The sequence below is a fragment of the Gordonia malaquae genome (genome assembly GCF_037148075.1).
GTDB classification, from domain to species: Bacteria; Actinomycetota; Actinomycetes; order Mycobacteriales; family Mycobacteriaceae; genus Gordonia; species Gordonia malaquae.
Genome location: NZ_JBBCUB010000003.1, coordinates 347,828 through 365,742, shown reverse-complemented (window position 1 = coordinate 365,742; position 17,915 = coordinate 347,828). Strand labels below are relative to the sequence as shown.

The following is a 17,915-nucleotide window of genomic DNA, read 5'->3' as shown; positions in this document are numbered from 1 at the left end:
CGTCAACGGTGGCGATCAGGCCGAGCCGAACTCTGTGATGCTCGGTTACTGTGGACCACGTGCCAGTCTTCGCTTACTTCGGTCCCGCAGGCACCTTCACCGAGATGGCCCTCGACGAGATTCTCGCCAGGGCGCCGCACGACGAGACCGTCGAGAAATCACCGCTGGCCAGTCCGCTCGCTGTGATCGCCGCGGTGCGCTCGGGCACAGCAGACTTCGGCTGCGTGCCGATCGAGAGCTCGCTTGAAGGCGCCGTCCCCGCCACGATGGACGCCCTCGTCCCCCACGACGGTCAGCGCCGTGTCCAGGCGTATGCCGAAGTGTCACTCGACATCGCGTTCACCATCGCCGCACGCACACCGATCTCCGACGACGCCGTTCGCACCATCGCCGCCTACCCGGTGGCGTCCGCGCAGGTGAGACGCAGTGTCGGCGAACGATTCGGCAACGCCGAGTTCGTCATCGCAACGTCGAACGCAGGCGCCGCCGCAGACGTCGCAGCCGGTCGAGCCGACGCCGCCGTCACCACGGCCGCCGCCGCGAGACTGCACGATCTGACGCCCATCGCCGAACACGTGGCCGACTCCGACGACGCCGTCACCCGATTCCTGCTGATCGGGCCGCCCGGGCGACCGACACCGGCGACGGGCACCGACCGCACCAGCGTGATCCTCGATCTGCCGAACGTTCCGGGCTCCCTGGTGACCGCGATGAACGAGTTCGCCACACGCGGCGTCGACCTGACCCGCATCGAATCCCGCCCGCGGGGCGCCGGCGCTCCCGGCCAGTACCGCTTCTACCTCGACGCCTGCGGTCACATCGACGACGCCGCCGTCGGAGAGGCTCTGAGGGCACTGCACCGCGGATCCGAGCGGGTGGTCTATCTCGGTTCGTGGCCCATCGACCGGGGCATCCCCGACGTGCCGCCGGACCACAGCGAATCACACGACTGGTTCGCACGACTGCTGGAAGGGACCGACTGACATGGCGCGACTACACCTCGTCCGGCACGGCGAGACCACGTCGAACGTGATGAAGATCCTCGACACGGCTCTCCCCGGCGCGTCCCTCACCGATTTCGGCGCCCGCCAGGGTGTCCGCTTCGGGCTCGACAACCCGGACGGCAGAGGAGCAGTGCTCGCCCACTCCGTGGCGAACCGTGCGCGGCAGACGGCCGACATGATCGCGTCGGCGTGGGACGGCGACACCGTCGCAGTCGACGGCGTCCACGAGATCCAAGTCGGCGACTTCGAAGGCCGCTCGGACCGTGAGGCGCACGAGGTGTTCCACGATGTCGTCACCCGGTGGCACAACGGCGACATCGACGCACGTCTGCCCGGAGGCGAGTCGCTGGAGATGCTCCGCGACCGCTACCTTCCGACCGTCGACGACCTGACCGAACGATTCATCGTCGGAGAGGACCGCGACGTCTACCTGGTGTCGCATGGCGCGGCGATTCGCCTGATCGCCGCGCACCTCTCCCAGATCGATCCACAGTTCGCGATGGAGAACTACCTGCCCAACACCGGGTCGGTCGATCTCGAATACCGGGACGGCCTGTGGGTCGTCCAGCGGTGGGGCTCCGCCGACCTCCCCACTCCGGGCGCCGTCGTCGATCCGATGGGCTGACTGGTCAATCCGGACCGGGGACCCACGGTCTATGGCTCGACTCAGGTGCCACGCGCTGCGACAGCTGAGACTCCCTGTCTGCGCCAACGAGTACGAATCCGGAACTCCCGGGTGGCGGTAGGTGATCGAGCACCAGCCCCATTCGACCTCGATGCAGCCCGGCGCTTCCCCTATCGGGTGAAGCCCCTCGCCGCGGCAAGGTCCCGGGAAGATTCGACCCGCCGAACGTTGTCGCGTTTGGCCAACTCGAAATCGAAGCGATGGTTGGGGAGTTCGACGGCGTCATCAGGCAACGGTGCCACCTCCGCATGCTCCTGACATCGGTCTGATCATCAGTCTCCGACGGCATAGTGACGCCCGAGCTCGATGAAACGACGGATCTCAGGCCTATCCCCACCCGTTGGCGTGAAGCCATTCGTCGTCGATGCCGAAATGATGACCGACTTCGTGGAGCACGGTCACCGCCACTTCGTGCCGAACCTCATCCGCCGAATGGCACATCGCCAGGATCGGATCGCGGTATATCTCGATGGTGTCTGGAAGAAAGCCCTGGTAGTCGAAGGTTCGCTCGGTGAGGGCGACACCGTGATACAGCCCGAGGAGCGTCGGCTCCTCCGGATTGTGCGGCCGCACCAGGATCGCGATGTTCGACATCGCGTCGGTGAACTCGGTCGGCAATAGGTCGAGGGCGTCCCCGACGAGGTTCTCGAACTCGCGGTTCGACATCACCACCGGCACTGCTCAGCCCCCGGGAGCCGGGATCTCCCGGTCGTCGACGTTGTAGCCGGGCGGAAGCGGCACCGGAGTTCCGAGTGAGCGGCCGGGCGGCCCCTTCTTCGGCGGCACCGGAACACGGCCGTTGATCAGGAGTTCGCCCTGACGTGCGTCGCCGACGAGCGTCGCGAATCCACCGCGGTCGGGCAGAGCGACGTAGCAGGCCACGCGTCGACTTCCCGTCAGCCAGCCGACTTCCGCGGTGACCGACCATTGGACGTTCAACGTCGTGTCGGCGAACTTGTCGGCTCCGCCGAAGAACTTGTTCGTCTGGGACGGGCAGATCCGCTTCAGATAGTCGTTCTGCGTCTCCGTGTTCGGCCACGGCTTACCTGAATTCCGGCCGCCGAATCGCTGGGACAGGTCGATGACGCCTGTCGTCTGGAAGGCGTGCGGCTCCGCACAGTTCACCACCTTGCCGGTCGGTTCCCGCGTCTCCTTGTTGATGCCGATGCACGTGCCGACCGGCCACGCGAACGACTGGTCCACGTCGGCGACGCGCCCGGTGAACTCTTCCTGCACACCCTTGGCGCCCGCCTGCTCGATCCCGCAGCGCAACACCCGAGCTCCGCGCTCCCACTGCGCGCGGCCCGGACGCATCAGTCCGACGGAGAATCGGCCTGCGGGGTCGAGACCGCCACCGAGGTAGCGGTCGACGACGGCGGGGCAGTTCTCGTCACGTATCGACGCGAAACGCTCCTCCCCCGGCCACGGTGCGTCAGCGGCGAACTCCGATGAGGGAAACGCGGACGTGTCGAGTGTCCCGGCGACTTCGAAACGATGCGGGTCGGCACAATCGACGATGCTCGCCTGACTCGGCGGATTGACCGTCCACTGCAGGCAGTCGCCGGGCTCCGAACGGCTCAAGTCGTCGTCGATCGTGCTGCTCTCACCGATCTCGGTCGACCCGACCCCACCGCCTTCAGCGAACGCGTCCGTCGCGAACAGCACACCTCCCGCGACAACGGCGCCGACCAGAACTGCACCGAGCACAAACCGCAGGCGATGCTGTGGACCGCGTGACGTCTCCGCGTCCGTGCCGGACGCGGCATCGTTCGGCAGATCGGAGGCGTCGCCTTCCGCTGGAAGTGTCGTGAACTCGTCGGCGTCGTCCAACGACGGCAGCCGTTCGCTGCCGTCCCCGCCGGTGTCGCTGTCGGAAGTCATCACAACCATCATGCCTGGTCGGTTGAGCCTGTGTCTTCCTAGTAGGGTCGAGGTGTGATCGATCTGAAGATCCTGCGTGATAATCCCGACCTCGTCCGCGCGTCACAGCGCACTCGCGGCGAAGACCCGGCGCTCGTCGACCAGCTGTTGCAGGCCGACGTGGACCGTCGTGCCGCCATCGCTGAGGCCGACGCCCTGCGCTCGGAGCAGAAGTCGCTCGGCAAACAGGTGGGCAAGGCGTCCGGCGACGAGAAGACAGCACTCTTGGCGCGCGGCAAGGAACTCGCCGAGCAGGTCAAGGCCGCCGTGGCCCGTCAGACCGAGGCCGACGAAACCGCGACTCGGTGCCAGCGGGCCATCTCGAACATCGTCTCCGAGGCCACCCCGCCCGGCGGCGAGGACGACTACGTCGTCATCGAGCACGTGGGTGAGCCCCGCGAGATCGTCAATCCGAAGGATCACCTGGAGATCGGCGAACGCCTCGGCCTCATCGACATGGCGCGCGGTGCGAAGGTGTCGGGGTCACGTTTCTACTTCCTCACCGGCCTCGGCGCGCAGCTGCAGCTCGGCCTGCTCAACATGGCGGCCGCCAAGGCCACCGCCAACGGATTCACCCTGATGATCCCGCCGGTGCTCGTGCGGCCCGAGGTGATGCAGGGAACCGGGTTCCTGGGCTCGCACGCCGACGAGGTGTACCGCCTCGAAGCGGACGACATGTATCTCGTCGGCACGTCGGAGGTGCCGCTCGCCGGTTACCACTCCGACGAGATCCTCGACCTCTCCGACGGCCCGAAGCGCTATGCCGGCTGGTCGACGTGTTTCCGGCGCGAAGCCGGTTCGTACGGCAAGGACACCCGCGGCATCATCCGCGTCCACCAGTTCGACAAGGTGGAAGGCTTCGTCTACTGCAGGCCGGAGGACGCCGAAGCCGAGCACCAGCGGCTTCTCGCGTGGGAGAAGGACATGCTCGCCGCGATCGACGTCCCCTACCGCGTCATCGACGTCGCAGGCGGCGACCTCGGCAGTTCTGCGGCCCGCAAGTTCGACTGCGAGGCGTGGGTCCCGACGCAGAACACCTACCGCGAGCTGACGTCGACGTCGAACTGCACCACCTTCCAGGCTCGCCGCCTGCAGGTCCGCTACCGCGACGAGAACGGCAAGGCGCAGACCGCCGCCACGCTCAACGGAACGCTCGCCACCACCCGTTGGCTCGTCGCGATCCTCGAGAACCATCAGCAGGCCGACGGCTCGGTGAAACTGCCGGAGGAGCTCGCACGCTTCGTCGGCGTCGACGTCATCGCACCCAAGTAGCGCAGAAGCCGCGATGACTGTCGGCGTGATCGCCGCGGTCGTCGCCGCTCTCGCGTTCGGAACGGCATCGGTGATGCAGGCCCACGCGGCCACCAGGGCGAGCATCGACGCATCACCCCTGGCCGCGATGATCCATCCCGTCTTCCTGGCAGGCATGGCTCTGGACGCCGTCGGCTTCGTGTGCACGGCGGTCGCGTCTCGGACGCTTCCACTGTTCCTGTCGCAGCCGATCATCAGCTCGAACCTGCTGGTCACCGCGGTTCTCGCTGCCGTGGTGCTCGGCGTGACCCTGTCGCGGCGAGACCGGTTCGGGATCGCCGTCGCCGTCGTGGCCCTGGTGATCCTCGGGCTCACCGCGGGCGCCGAGGGACGTGACGATCCCGGACTCGCACTGCACTGGGGTCTGCTGGTCGCCGGCGTCGTCTTGCTCTCCGGCGGGTTGGTCGCGGTGGCCGCGGGAGGTCGACGCACCGCGCTGCCTGCAGCGATGGTCTCGGGGGTGTTGTTCGGCTTGATGACCGTCGCCGTCCGCGTGGTCGACGGGGTCGATCCGTTCCGGCTCGGCGAGATCCTGACCGACCCGGCCGCGTACGCGGTGGTCCTGTGCGGGGCAGGCGGCTTCTATCTGTTCACCGCCGCATTGCAGACCGGAGCCGTCGCGGGTGCCGCAGCAGCCGTCGCCGTCGGCGAGACCGTGATCCCGGGCGTCGTCGGCGCGGTTCTGCTGGGCGATTCCGCCCGCGCAGGGTGGGGCCCGGTCATGGTGATCGCCTTCGTCGCCGCGATCGGCGGCGCCGTCGTCGTGGCGCTGTCCGACGGGGTGGCGGCAGTCGAATAGCCGACGGACTCAGGTTTCGGCCAGGTGCCACCGGTACGGTTGCCAGGATGAACGACCAGCCTGAGCCGCCGATGATGCGCAGGCCGCCGCCTCGAGGCGAGCGGCCGGGTCCGCCTCGCCAGGAGCCGTATCGACCGCCGCTCGCCTGGTCGCAAGAGCCGTCCCAGCCCCGCAGGCACGCACCGGCACAGGGTGACGACCGACTGCAGGGTCGCCCCGGGTACGCACCGCGCCAGGAGCCCGAGCCGATCCCCCGTGACGATCGACGACGCCCGCCGGGGCCTCCTCCTCGCCGCCCCGCATCTCGTCCGCCTGCGCAACCCCCGCGACGGGCCGCATCCGCCGCCCCGCCGAGCAAGCCCCGACGGAGCCGAAAGCCTCGCCGGTGGCTGCGCATCGCCCTGGTCGTGCTGCTCGTCCTGCTGATCACGCCGATCGCGTTGCTCTTCTACTACGACACCAAGTTGAATCGGGTGGACGCGCTCGCCGACTACCCCGGCCGCATCGGCGACACGCCGGGCACCAACTGGCTCATCGTCGGCACCGACTCCAGGTCCGGCCTCAGCCAGGCCGACAAGGACAAACTCGCCACCGGCGACAGTGACGGCGCGCGCACGGACACGATCATGCTCGCGCATTTCCCGACGTCGGGCCGCCCGATGCTCGTCAGCGTCCCACGCGACCTGTACGTGCCGATCCCCGGGCAGGGCAGCCACAAGATCAACTCGGCCTTCAACACCGGTGGCCCGAAACTGCTGGTCCAGACCATCGAGGAGTTCAGCAAAGTCCACATCGACCACTACATCGAGATCGGTTTCGGCGGGTTCGACAGCCTGGTCGACGCCGTCGGAGGTGTCGAGATGTGCTTGACCAAACCGCTCCGCGACCCGAAGGCCGGACTGCGGCTCAAGGCGGGTTGCCAGGAGTTGAACGGTGCGCAGGCGCTCGGCCTGGTTCGCACTCGGGCGTTCCCCAACGCCGACTTGGAGCGCGTGGTCAATCAGCGGAAGTTCTTCGCCGCATTGATGTCGAAGGCGACCAGCCCGGGTGTGCTGCTCAATCCGTTCCGGCTGATCCCGTTCGCGAACGGCGCCGTCGCCGCGGTGACCGTCGCCGACGGCGACCATCTGTGGGATCTCGCGTGGCTCGCCTACAAACTGCGAGACCCGCTCACCACCACCGTCCCCACCGACGGGGACCAGGTGACCGACGACGGCGACTCGCTCATCCCCGGATCGACCACGACGTCGTTCTTCGAATACGTCAGCAAGGGCGTGGAGGTCCCGAAGGATCTCCTGAGCAGTTCAGACGGGTCGCCACTCCGCTAATCTGGTGCGCATGACCGACACCGCTGCGCGTACCCCGTTCCAAGAGCTGCTCCACGAACAGATCAGCAACGAGTTCTCCGCTTCACAGCAGTACATCGCGCTCGCCGTCTGGTACGCCGCGCACGACATGCCGCAGATGGCGCAGCACTTCTACGAGCAGTCGGTGGAAGAGCGCAATCACGCGATGATGATCGTGCAGTACTTCCTCGATCGTGACATCGACGTCAAGGTGCCCGCCGCCTCGGCTCCGGCCACCGAGTTCAGCGAGTACCGTGAGCCGATCGCACTGGCGCTCGCCCAGGAGAAGCAGGTGACCCAGCAGATCGTCGATCTCGCGAGCTCGGCCCGCGAGAGCGGCGACTACCTGGGCGAACAGTTCATGCAGTGGTTCCTCAAGGAGCAGGTCGAGGAAGTCGCCTCGATGACCACCCTGCAGACCATCGCCGAGCGGGCCAACGGCAACCTGTTCGATCTGGAGAACTTCGTCGAGCGTGAGCTCAACAGCAAGACCGGCCAGAACGACGTGTCGGCCCCCATCGCCGCAGGCGGCAACCTCTGACTCTCCCACTGCTCCTCGAGTGAGCTTGCGAGACTCCCCCTGCTCCTTGCGCGACTTTGCGAGACTTCCCCTGCTCCTTGAGCGAGCTTGCGAGTCGAAAGGTGTTGCCGCAAAAGCCTTTCGACTCGCTTCGCTCGCTCAAGGAGCAGGGGGACTCGCGGCTCCACAAGGAGCAGGGGACTCGCGGCACCACAAGGAGCAAGGGGATTCGCGGCTCCTCAAGGAGCGGGGGTCAGCGCAGGGTCACCTGGCGCCCGATGATGCCTGCGCGAGAGGAACGCTGGGCCGCAGTGAGATCCGACGTGTCGGCGAGCGCCTCGGTCAGAGCCGCGTCCAGGGCCTCGAGCCCGTCGTGCCACTCCTCATGGTGCGCTTCGACGTCGAGGTCGAACACCGGGACCACCAGGCCGTGGGTACGGAACGACCCGGCGAAACGAGAGTTCTCACCCATCGTCAACGCTCCGGCGGCGTGAACACGAGCGAGCGCGTTCATCAACGACTCCTCGTCTTCGGGGCGCACCCACCGCAGATGGGCGCGCTCGCCCGCATCGACCCACCACGGAGCTCCGACGCCGCTCGCAGGGTGCAGCCGCGCGGTCGGGAGGATCGTGTCGTTGGCGCGCTGCAGCATCGCCTTGACGTGCGACTCCAGCTCGGCCCCCTCGGCGAACCACCAGTCGAAGTTCTCGTAGACGATCACTTCGAGCGACGCCGTCGGGTCGACGATGTCGGTGAGCGCGGCCTCGACCGCGTCCCCGGTGTACTCGGCGCCGGGCTCGGCATTGCCGGCCCACGCGAGCGCCGCCGACAGCGACGCACGCAGATCGGCGGGCTCCGGGTCGGTCTGCAGAGCGACCAGGCCCTGCGCGCCCGTCGGCCGTTCGCGCACATCGGCGAACACCGCGCCGGGCAGCACGGTGGCGAAGTCCGCCTCGTGGGCGGCGCCGAAGCCGTCGGTGAACGTCACCTGTGCGGTGGCCGACGCGATGAACGACCGCATCGCGACCAGGTCGCACTCGGCGGCGAGTCCGTCGAACGGGCGGGCGGGGGCCTCCAAGGACGCAGCCTGCCTGGCCTTGCGTGCGGCCACCCGCTCCGCGCGATTGCTACCCGGGCGCGGACCACTGCCGCGCTTGCTCTTCTTTGCCATGGGTACCAGTGTCGCAGAGTCCAAGGACGTGTCAGTCGACGGTGACGAGCCAGTCCCTGACTCGTGCCGGATGATTCGTCGCGACCCAGCGGACACCGAGGTCGGCGCAGAGTTGGACGTCGGGTTTCTCGTCCACCGTCCAGCAGTAGGTGACGCGGCCGGATGCGGCGGCACGGTCGACGAGCTCGGGGTGCAGTCGCAGCGTCTCGATCGAGGGGCCCACGCCGGTCGCTCCGACGGCAGTCGCCGCGGTGCCGCCGATGATGCGGGCGGTGTCTCCGAGCAGGATGGTCGGGAGGATCGGCGCGCTGCGGCGGATCCGCCAGACGCCTGCCGACGAGAACGAGATGACAACGGCTCGGCTGTGATCGGCCGAAGGCGGGGACGCCACGCCGAACTCGTGGAGCATCTCCAGCAGTGCTGTCTCGACGAGGCTGCCGTAGCGGACCGGATGCTTGGTCTCGATGAAGAGACGGACGGGTCGATGCCAATCGAGCGTGAGGGTCAACAGTTCGCGCAGCGTCAAGACCTCGGCTGCCGTGCCGCTGTGCCACGACCCGAAGTCGTGTTCACGGAGCTGCGCGAGGGTCATCTCGCTGACGACGCCCGTGCCGTCCGACGTCCGTTCGATCGTGCGGTCGTGAATGCATACGAGTTCGTGGTCGGCGGTGAGCCGCACATCGCACTCGAGACCGTCCGACCCCTGCTGCAGGGCGAGTTCGTATGCGGCGAGGGTGTGTTCGGCCATTTCGCCCGACGCCCCGCGGTGCGCGACGACGGCGGGCTTGCCTGAGCGGGAGACGTCGCGCGCGCTCATGCCGCCACCAGCCGCCGGAGCGGACGCTCGTCGACGTCGGAGTGTGTCCCCGCCAGTCGTTCGACGCGAGTGACCGCCCACCGCGCGAAGACCGCCGAGACAGCGAACGACGCCGTCACCAAGGCGAGAGCGTCGGCGTCCACCTGCAGGGATTCCGTGCTCCACGCGCCAAGGCGGTAAATGACCGCAAGCACCGCGACGCCATTGACGATCGCCCAAGCCACGGCCAGCCTCAGGCGGATCCGCGCGAGCCGTCCACCGTCGTCGAGGTCGCTCACTCGGGCGGCCTCGTGCAGCATCCACGGCGCTCCGACGACGTTGACGAACGGAGTCACCGTCAAGGCGAACACCGCCCACGCAGGTCGAGGGTCGAGGAAGCCTGCACTCGCAAAACTGCGGATGCGGATCTCACGAACCCATCGGCCGAAGGTCACGATGGCGACGACGACGGCGATCAGTGACATCACCCCGAAGACGAGGACCGCGATGCTGCTGAGCCAGTCGATCCACGCCGAGATCGGGCGCGTCCGGTTCACCACGGCGATCACGTAGCGCGCGCCGTGGACGACGGCGGAGGCTCCGAGAATCAGACACGTCAGCTCCATGGCGCGAGTGAGGGCAGCAGTCGCGACGGGCACCCGGTCATCGGCTTCGGCCGCCTTGTCCGGGACATCGACGAGACCCCAGCCGGGGTTGTACGCATACGACGGCGTCGGCCCCTTGTCCGGACGCTTCGGGCCACGCGGCGACGGCATCGCTTCGCGCGGACGATGCGCTGTCCACCGCAGCGCGGGCCGACGAGGCGGCTGCGGCGACTGGCGGGCAGGCGCGGACTGCGTGAGCGGTCCTCCGCAGCGGGGGCAGACCGTCCTACCCTCCCGGTGCGGGGCCTGGATGCGGCAGGACGGGCAGATGTCGAGGTTCACCGGCGCGGTCACGGAGCGTCCGGTCCACCGTCGACAGGCTTGTCGGCGGCGATCCAGGCGACCATGCCGCCGGTCACGACCGTGCCGTCGATGCCGCGGTTGAGGAGATACTCCATGATCCGATACGACCGCCCGCTGGTCCGGCACACGACGAACAGTTCACGGTCGAGATCGATCTCGTCGATGCGACCGGGGACCTCGCCGAGCGGAATGTGGAGTGCGCCGCGGACGTGCGCCTCATCCCACTCGTAGTCCTCGCGGACATCGAGCAGGATCCGTTCCGGGTCGTCGGTGAAGTCGTCCGGAAGTTCGGTGACGCCCACCGACTCGATGTCGCCCATGCTCACGTTCCCCAGTTTTCCACACCTGTCGATCGCGGGTGCGCCAGCTACACATCCGCAACAACACTCCGAGCAAGCAGACGCAACTATGCATACCTGCATAGAGATTTCCACAGGTGCCGTGGAAAGCTTCGTTCACAGGGTGTTCGGGATTCACCAACAGGCACGGCGACCCTGTGGACAACCCTGTGGAATTGTGGATAGACCTAGGAAAACGGGGCTGATTCTGTGACGGCCGTCTCGAATTAACGACAGATTCGGGCCCACGGCATCCCTCCGACGCATTACCGCCAAGTAGATTTCATCCACTTGTCCACATCCACAGTTGGGGACAACCTGGGGACAACACGCCGATCGAAACTCTCCAGGAAGACTTGACACCTGCTGATCCGGCACGCACTCGTACGCGGTGTCGCACACTGATGTCGCACTAGAATCGTGGCGTGCATGTTCGCTGGCTGACCGCGTTCCTCGACTTCCCCGCCGCCGAGTTCGGATCGGAAGTCACCTTCTGGCGCGCGATCTCGGGAAGCACGGTCTCGCCGCCCCGCGGACCGTCGAAGGAGTTCGCCTCCCTCGACCCGTTCAACGGCGACGCTCACCTCCGGGTCCAGCGGATCGCCGCAGGTCCCGGCGGGACGCACCTCGACATGCACGTCGACGATCCTGCGTCGGCCGCCCTGGAGGCCGTCGCACTTGGCGCCAGGGAGATCGCCGACTACGGAACTCACCGAGTGATGGCGTCCCCCGCAGGCGGACGGTTCTGCCTCGTCGAATGGGCAGGCGAGAATCGACGGTCCCGCCCGATCCGGTGGCCCGGCGGGACCATCAGCATCATCGATCAGATCTGCTACGACGTCCCGGCTGCCAAGTTCGACGCGGAGCTCGCCTTCTGGACCGCACTGACAGGCCAGGACGCTCCGGGCGACGTCGACCGCCACACCTTGACCCGCGATCCGGATCTGTCGTTGCAGGTCCTGCTCGTCCGATCGGACAACGCGTCCGGGGCCACCTACCTGGACGTCGCCGCGAGCAACCTCCCGGTCGAAGTGGAGCGGCACGAGGACTGGGGAGCGACGGTCGTGGAACGTCGTCACGACCAGGTGGTCATGGCCGACCCCACGGGCCGCCGGTACTTCATCTCCGCGCGGAATCCGAGGACCGGAGCGTAGCGACTGCGATGCGGGAACCGGTCAGGACTCGATCATCGCCCGGACCACATCGACTTCGCGTTCGACGCCCGCCCGCTCGTCACTGGTGAGGTCACGAAGCTCCGTCAGGGCGACACCGTCCTTGGTCGGCTTCCACGTGGCGGCGAGCCGCCCGTCGACGAGCACGAACCCCGGGAACTGTCCGTTCGGCGTCCACAGCGCCTGATAGAGGTCGGGATCGGCCACCCGGATCCGGTCGGCGTTGGCGACGATCAAGTTGTCATAGGGGGCGACGCACCGAATGGGCGCGGGGACGTCTCCCTCGATGATCGGCAGACCGTCGAGGTCGTACAGCGTCTCACCTCCCGGCCCGGTGTAGATCACGAGTTCCCAGTCCGCCTCCATCGCCGCCATGATCGGTCCGAGCCCGGTGAGGCCCGACCACGTCTGCACGGCCGCGACGGACGCCGGCCCGAACCCTCGCAGATAGAGACGGATCAGGTCACGGCGCGCCTCGTCTCCGGTGACCGCGGGCTCGCCTTCTCCGATCCAGTCGTCGAGCAGCGCGTACGTCGGAGCGCCTGACCGCTTCCACAGACCGCGAGGCGGCGTCTGCACCACCGGCAGCCGCAGTCGCGCAACGGCCGCCATGTCGGACGCGGGTTCGTCCGGCCATCGCTCGGCAAGCGAGGCTCGAAGCGCAGCGGCACCGAGCGGACCGTCGGCGAGCCGGTCACGAGCGTGATCGGTCACCTCGTCCGAGGTCACGTCGACCAGTCTGCGGCCGTGGTTCGTCTCGACTGCCGACGACAGCATCGGCTGCATCAGTTCACGAATCCACCGCGCGTCGAGTCCGTCGGCGAGGAACACCGTGCCGCGTTGCAGGGTGATGCGGACGAGTTCACGCTCGGTGAGAAGCTCGTCGACGTCGGCGGGGTCGAATCCTTCGACGCGGCACGCGAGACCGTAGAACGCGGCCTGCGGATCCTGCGACTGCAGGCCGACGATCCGGTCGACCACTTCGACGACGTCCTCGTCGACTCGTTCGAGCAGATGTTGACGCTCGAGCAGGGTGCGGTTCCACTGCTCGAGGGTGATCGCCTGTGGCATCAGGCGGGGAACGTCAGCCCGGTCGAGACGTGGCAGCGGTACCCGTTCGGGTTCTTGTGCAGGTATTGCTGGTGAACGTCTTCCGCGTAGTAGAAGACGCCGTCGCCCGCATCCGCCATGGCGGAGATCTCCGTTGTGATCGGGCCGTACCCCGCATCGGTGAGGGTGGGGCCGAACTTATCCACGGCGCCGACCGCCAGGTCGAGATCGGCGTCGTCGAACGTGAAGACCGCCGACCGGTACTGGGTGCCGATGTCGTTGCCCTGACGCATCTCCTGCGTCGGGTCGTGCGAGGTGAAGAACAGCTCGATGAGAGCCTTCGCACTGGTCTGGGCCGGATCGAAGACGACAAGAACAGCTTCCGCGTGCCCGGTCTGCGCGGTGCACACCTCCTCGTACGTCGGGTTCGGGGTGTAGCCGCCCGCGTAGCCGACCGCCGTGCTGTGGACGCCTGGTTGCTGCCAGAAGATCTCCTCGACTCCCCAGAAGCACCCGCCCGCGAGCACGATCGCTCGCAGATCCGGTCCCCAATCACCGATTCCGGCCGGGCCGTATCCGCCGTCGGACGACGCCGCTCCCCGCATCGGCCGATGCAGGACGATGTTCTCGTCTCGAAGCGGCAACGGCGTGGAGCGGCCGGGCAGTGCACGGTCGCGGGGAACCATCGCGGTCTTGACGTTGGAGGCCGCCATCAGGCGATCGAACAGGCTCATGCGACCAGGCTACGGCTATCGGCGGCACAGGCGGTGGCAGGAATCCCACGGTGACCTGATCTGTTGCAATAACCACCGGTCTGCGGAAATGTTGTTGACTGGACCCAGTACGGATCTTTCGCGAATCTTTGAGAGGAACATCGTGGCTGACTACACCCTGCCCGAACTCGATTACGACTACGGCGCCCTCGAGCCCCACATCTCCGGCAAGATCATGGAGCTGCACCACAGCAAGCACCACGCCACCTACGTCGCAGGCGCCAACACCGCGCTCGCCAAGCTGGCAGAGGCCCGCGAAGACGGCACCATCGCAGGCAAGGTCTACGGCCTGTCGGCCAACCTGGGCTTCCACCTCGGTGGTCACACCAACCACTCGATCTTCTGGAAGAACCTCTCGCCCAACGGCGGCGGCGAGCCCACCGGCGACCTCGCCGAGCAGATCGGCGTCGACTTCGGCGGCTTCGAGCAGTTCAAGGCTCACTTCACCGCTGCGGCCACCACCCTGCAGGGCTCGGGTTGGGCCATCCTCGGCTTCGACACCATCGGCCAGCGCCTCGTCATCGAGCAGCTGACCGACCAGAGCGGCAACACCTCTGCCGCCCTGATCCCGGTCGTCATGCTCGACATGTGGGAGCACGCCTTCTACCTCGACTACCAGAACGTGAAACCCGACTACGTCAAGGCCTGGTGGAACGTCGTGAACTGGGACGACGCCTCCGAGCGCCTCGCTCGCGCGAAGACCCAGGGCTCGGGACTCATCGTCCCCGCCTGATCTGTCTGACACAACGGCGGCCGCCCCATCGGGGCGGCCGCCGTTGTTCTGTCATCCGACCGGTGAAGCGGCTTGCCCTCGCGGGCCGACGACCCGGTAACGGGCGATGACAAACGCCTTGTTCTGCACGGTCTCGAGCAGTTCGAAGTCCCACGCGCGCGGAAACAGGGGGCGGCCAGAACCGACGGTGGCGGGCGCGAACGAGACGAGCAGCTCGTCGAGCATTCCGTCCTCAGCGAACTGGGCCGCGAGGTCGCCGCCGCCGACCACCCATACCGCCCGGTCGCCTGCCGCCTTCTCAAGGGCTGCGCGGTGCTCGGCGGGCGAACCGGCCACTACGGTGATCGACGGATGGACGGGCTCCAGGTCGCGGTGGGTGAACACGAACGTCGGATGATCCTTGTACATCCATTCCTCACCGCTGGCCGTGATGTGGTCGACCACCCAGCGATAGGTCGTGGATCCCATGACGATGGCCCCGGTCGCCGCCATCAGATCGGCGATGTTGTGCGGGCCGTCCTCGTCGATCGGCTGAGTGAGCAGCCAGTCGAGGGAGTCGTTCTCGTCGGCGAGGAAGCCGTCGAGGGTGGACGCGGTGTAGAAGACGTAGTCGGTCATCGTGGTGTTCCTCCGGTGAGTCGTCGTTGCCACATGATGGGGTCGGGGTCCAGTTCGGGTGCGCCGGTGTCGACTCCGGCGTCGTGCAGCATCCAGCGTGCGAGAAGCCTGCGGTGCGCCGAGAACGTGAGCTCGTGTGCGACGATCTGCGACAGCCGGAACGACTCCGGTGGGCTGCACAGGGCGTCGACGATCCAATCGGCCCACGCTCCGCGCCGGGTGACGTCCCGCACCATCGCCAGCCAGCGGACCGAGCTCGCGGCATGTCGAGCCCGGAGTGCGTCGAGGTCGGAAGCGGGCGTCAGGTCGGGCATCGGCCCGCCCTCGATGGTGGCGAGCCACGGCTCCTTGCTGATCACGAGGTGCCACAGCACCTGGTCGATCGTCTCGTCGGGTCCGTCCCACGCCCGCGACGTGCTTCCGACAAGGCGGCGACGACCTCGCTCGGCTGCCGACACGGCGCCCGCGGCGTCCAGCAGCGCATCGATGTCGGCGGCGTCGTGTCTGCACTGAAGGGAGACGATGTCGCCGGCCGACTCCTCGGCCAGACCGCTCTCGTTCGAGTCGACGTACAGGACCGTCGGCGAATGGAAATGGATGCCGTTCGGCGCGGGCAGCCAGTGCCCGGACTGGCCCGCAGGCGGCATCGACGTCGGCGGATGCCCGTAGGCGCGAGAGAACGCACGACTGAAGCCTTCGACGCTCTCGTACCCGGCCGCGAACGCGGTGTCGGTGACGGTGGCGCCACGTTGCAGTTCCCACGCCGATCGTTCCAGGATCACGCGTCGACGCAGCGCGACTGGCGACTCGCCCGCACCCGCCCGAACCGACCGCGCGAAGTGGAACGGCGAGGAGTACACGTCCGCAGCCATGTCGTCGAGGCCGTCGTTGCTCTCGTCGAGCACGGCGTCGAGGAGTGTCCGCAGGTGGTCGGTCATGAGATCAGTATCGACGCGAACGCCAGTCCTGCGCTTGACCGTTCTTGCTCGCCTACGCGCCGACTACGGGTTCGGCTGACGGCGGAGGTCGGGGTAGAAGCGCACCACGAGCCAGATCCACACCATCTGGCACAGGAACGAGCCGCCGACGCCCAGGGAGATCGCCGGGCGGTGCACGAGGTCGTCGGCGCCTCCCGCCACCGCGGTGGCGTAGACGATCAGCGGGACGACGTCGAGCAACGCCGACACCACGATGAACGCGGCGATCAGGCTGCGGCGCTCGCAGCCCGTCGGCGCTCTGCCCACCGTGGTCATGAACGTGTTGATCGTGTACCCGGCGGCCAACGCCGCGGCCAGGAGACCGCCGAAGCCCGCCAACGGCCACAGCACAGCCCAACTCACGAGGAGGAACACGCCGAACAGCAGTGTCGCCGCCAGCGTGAACCTCAGCACGTACGGTCCCAGACTCATGTCACCTCGCGCGGCGAGCGGCCTTCTTCGCCTCTGCCTTCTCGAGGCTCCGCAGGAAACGCGATGGCATGAATCGGATGATCAGCCACATCACGACGGCAGGCAGCAGCACTCCGAAGCCCACCACCAGAACCGCGATGCCGGGTCGGTCGAGAACCTCCGACGCCGCGTCGGGGTACGCCAGCGCGGCGCCGATCAGGATGGCGATCTGCAGAAGGACGAAGAATCCGATGCACGCGACGGCCAAGCTGAGTCTCTCCGCCGAGTCGGGGACGCGCCGGAACTCGACCACGAATTTGTTCACCGGGTAATTCAGCGCGACGATCGGCGCCACCGCGCCCATCGACGGGGGAAGTTCCATGAAGGCGCTGATCACCCCGAGTACGACGATCATGCCGACGTAGGCGAGTGCGTATCGACCCAGGTATTTCCACACGTTCATTCTGTCCCCCAAAGCTCATTGACGTCGCAACCCTGCGAAGTCGGTTCAAATGGGACACTATCTGAACGCTCGATCAGGTTCAGCACACACCCGGCTAACCATCCGGCTGTCAGAGCAGGATGATCGCCGCAGTCGCCGCTCCCGCGGACAACAGCACGAACACGGTGAGAACGACCGCGTCGAGCTTTCCGGGCCGCGACGGATACGCGGTGAGGCGCCCGGTGCCGCCGCGCGCGGTGATCGCCTCCGACATCTCGGCGCTTCGACGCATGGCAGACGACATGGCGGCGACGATCATGTCCAGGATCGAGGGTTCGGCCGACGGATGCCCCGACGACGCGCTCGACTTCGGGCGGAGCCGGTGAGCAGCCCAGAGCAGCCGCATCTCGTCGATGAGCAGCGGCAGTCCCCGCAACGACAGTGCAATGGTCACCGCCCACTCGTCGACCGGCAGTCGCAGGAGCTTCAGCGGACGCATGAGGACGGCGATCGCCGGCGCCAGCTCGGCGACGGGCGTGGTCCACACGACCAGCACCGACATCGCCAGAACCACCAGACCGAGGAGCACCGCGCGCAACGCAGTGAGCCCGCCCTCGTTGCCCCGCGCAATCCACGACCACGCGACTCCGACAGCCATCACCGTCCAGAACCACCACGGAGGTCGAGGCAACGCGCCGACAGGTATGCCCGCGAGCAGCGCGAACACGATCATGCAGGCGGCGACATAGCCGAGGGCGGGCCACGACGGCAGGATCCATGTCATCAGGCCGAGGGTGAGGACGATGAGCAGTTTGGTTCCCGCCCAGAGGCGGTGGACGACGGAGTCGCCGGGGATCTGACGCAGCATCGGGATCTGCATG

General features: G+C 67.4%; 21 protein-coding genes. 8 read left to right on the top strand and 13 right to left on the bottom strand.

From position 1 onward, the window contains the following. Positions 1-59 precede the first annotated feature (59 nt). Positions 60-983, top strand: coding sequence for a prephenate dehydratase (gene pheA, locus WFK36_RS13785; RefSeq protein WP_040519679.1), 924 nt, complete (start codon positions 60-62; stop codon positions 981-983). 1 nt (position 984) lies between these two features. Continuing rightward, on the top strand, positions 985-1,629 hold the full coding sequence (locus WFK36_RS13780; RefSeq protein ID WP_008377578.1) for a histidine phosphatase family protein: 645 nt from the start codon (positions 985-987) through the stop codon (positions 1,627-1,629). A gap of 387 nt (positions 1,630-2,016) precedes the next feature. On the opposite strand, the gene WFK36_RS13775 is transcribed toward WFK36_RS13780, so the two are convergent. Next, on the bottom strand, positions 2,017-2,367 hold the full coding sequence (locus WFK36_RS13775) for a metallopeptidase family protein (RefSeq protein ID WP_336792339.1): 351 nt from the start codon (positions 2,365-2,367) through the stop codon (positions 2,017-2,019). A 3-nt stretch (positions 2,368-2,370) separates the two neighbouring features. Continuing rightward, positions 2,371-3,570: a septum formation family protein gene (locus WFK36_RS13770; protein WP_336792337.1), complete on the bottom strand. Its 1,200-nt coding sequence runs from the start codon at positions 3,568-3,570 to the stop codon at positions 2,371-2,373. 54 nt (positions 3,571-3,624) lie between these two features. Between WFK36_RS13770 and serS the strand changes: the two genes are divergently transcribed. From serS to WFK36_RS13750, 4 genes are read left to right on the top strand one after another with little or no spacing between them, the layout of a single operon-like run. After that, positions 3,625-4,881 carry a serine--tRNA ligase gene (gene serS, locus WFK36_RS13765; RefSeq protein ID WP_336792335.1) on the top strand — a complete coding sequence of 419 codons (1,257 nt, stop codon included), beginning with the start codon at positions 3,625-3,627 and terminating at the stop codon, positions 4,879-4,881. Between the two features lie 13 nt (positions 4,882-4,894). Beyond that, positions 4,895-5,719 carry a hypothetical protein gene (locus WFK36_RS13760; protein ID WP_336792333.1) on the top strand — a complete coding sequence of 275 codons (825 nt, stop codon included), beginning with the start codon at positions 4,895-4,897 and terminating at the stop codon, positions 5,717-5,719. Between the two features lie 47 nt (positions 5,720-5,766). After that, complete coding sequence (locus WFK36_RS13755) at positions 5,767-7,047, top strand: LCP family protein (RefSeq protein WP_336792331.1); 1,281 nt, start codon at positions 5,767-5,769, stop codon at positions 7,045-7,047. A gap of 10 nt (positions 7,048-7,057) precedes the next feature. After that, positions 7,058-7,606: a ferritin gene (locus tag WFK36_RS13750; protein ID WP_040519657.1), complete on the top strand. Its 549-nt coding sequence runs from the start codon at positions 7,058-7,060 to the stop codon at positions 7,604-7,606. A gap of 232 nt (positions 7,607-7,838) precedes the next feature. On the opposite strand, the gene WFK36_RS13745 is transcribed toward WFK36_RS13750, so the two are convergent. The 4 genes from WFK36_RS13745 to WFK36_RS13730 are packed head-to-tail and all read right to left on the bottom strand — an operon-like array spanning position 7,839 to position 10,840. Then, positions 7,839-8,756, bottom strand: coding sequence for a DUF5926 family protein (locus WFK36_RS13745; RefSeq protein WP_336792330.1), 918 nt, complete (start codon positions 8,754-8,756; stop codon positions 7,839-7,841). A gap of 31 nt (positions 8,757-8,787) precedes the next feature. Next, complete coding sequence (locus WFK36_RS13740; RefSeq protein ID WP_008377570.1) at positions 8,788-9,573, bottom strand: glycerophosphodiester phosphodiesterase family protein; 786 nt, start codon at positions 9,571-9,573, stop codon at positions 8,788-8,790. Beyond that, positions 9,570-10,511 carry a DUF4328 domain-containing protein gene (locus WFK36_RS13735; protein WP_336792329.1) on the bottom strand — a complete coding sequence of 314 codons (942 nt, stop codon included), beginning with the start codon at positions 10,509-10,511 and terminating at the stop codon, positions 9,570-9,572. The genes WFK36_RS13740 and WFK36_RS13735 overlap by 4 nt, the downstream gene beginning before the upstream one ends. After that, a complete protein-coding gene (locus WFK36_RS13730; protein ID WP_008377568.1) occupies positions 10,508-10,840 on the bottom strand; it encodes a rhodanese-like domain-containing protein in 333 nt (110 codons plus the stop codon). The genes WFK36_RS13735 and WFK36_RS13730 overlap by 4 nt, the downstream gene beginning before the upstream one ends. A gap of 443 nt (positions 10,841-11,283) precedes the next feature. Between WFK36_RS13730 and WFK36_RS13725 the strand changes: the two genes are divergently transcribed. Beyond that, positions 11,284-12,012, top strand: coding sequence for a VOC family protein (locus WFK36_RS13725; RefSeq protein WP_336792328.1), 729 nt, complete (start codon positions 11,284-11,286; stop codon positions 12,010-12,012). A gap of 21 nt (positions 12,013-12,033) precedes the next feature. Here WFK36_RS13725 and WFK36_RS13720 read toward each other — a convergent pair whose 3' ends face one another. Beyond that, a complete protein-coding gene (locus tag WFK36_RS13720; protein ID WP_336792326.1) occupies positions 12,034-13,101 on the bottom strand; it encodes a winged helix DNA-binding domain-containing protein in 1,068 nt (355 codons plus the stop codon). Continuing rightward, positions 13,101-13,814 carry a peptide-methionine (S)-S-oxide reductase MsrA gene (gene msrA / locus WFK36_RS13715; RefSeq protein WP_336792325.1) on the bottom strand — a complete coding sequence of 238 codons (714 nt, stop codon included), beginning with the start codon at positions 13,812-13,814 and terminating at the stop codon, positions 13,101-13,103. The genes WFK36_RS13720 and msrA overlap by 1 nt, the downstream gene beginning before the upstream one ends. 142 nt (positions 13,815-13,956) lie before the next feature. On the opposite strand from msrA, the gene WFK36_RS13710 reads away from it, so the two are divergent. Then, positions 13,957-14,586, top strand: a complete 630-nt coding sequence (locus WFK36_RS13710; RefSeq protein ID WP_008377564.1) for a superoxide dismutase — start codon at positions 13,957-13,959, stop codon at positions 14,584-14,586. A gap of 51 nt (positions 14,587-14,637) precedes the next feature. On the opposite strand, the gene WFK36_RS13705 is transcribed toward WFK36_RS13710, so the two are convergent. The 5 genes from WFK36_RS13705 to WFK36_RS13685 form a co-directional block, all read right to left on the bottom strand. After that, positions 14,638-15,204 (bottom strand): dihydrofolate reductase family protein, encoded by a 567-nt coding sequence (locus WFK36_RS13705; protein WP_336792323.1) that lies wholly within the window; start codon positions 15,202-15,204, stop codon positions 14,638-14,640. Next, positions 15,201-16,142 (bottom strand): helix-turn-helix domain-containing protein, encoded by a 942-nt coding sequence (locus WFK36_RS13700; RefSeq protein ID WP_336792321.1) that lies wholly within the window; start codon positions 16,140-16,142, stop codon positions 15,201-15,203. The genes WFK36_RS13705 and WFK36_RS13700 overlap by 4 nt, the downstream gene beginning before the upstream one ends. A 63-nt stretch (positions 16,143-16,205) precedes the next feature. Continuing rightward, on the bottom strand, positions 16,206-16,613 hold the full coding sequence (locus WFK36_RS13695) for a hypothetical protein (protein ID WP_336792320.1): 408 nt from the start codon (positions 16,611-16,613) through the stop codon (positions 16,206-16,208). A gap of 1 nt (position 16,614) precedes the next feature. After that, positions 16,615-17,055 carry an ABZJ_00895 family protein gene (locus tag WFK36_RS13690; protein ID WP_336792319.1) on the bottom strand — a complete coding sequence of 147 codons (441 nt, stop codon included), beginning with the start codon at positions 17,053-17,055 and terminating at the stop codon, positions 16,615-16,617. Positions 17,056-17,164: 109 nt separating this feature from the next. Beyond that, complete coding sequence (locus tag WFK36_RS13685; protein WP_336792537.1) at positions 17,165-17,914, bottom strand: energy-coupling factor transporter transmembrane component T family protein; 750 nt, start codon at positions 17,912-17,914, stop codon at positions 17,165-17,167. Between the last annotated feature and the right edge of the window lies 1 nt (position 17,915).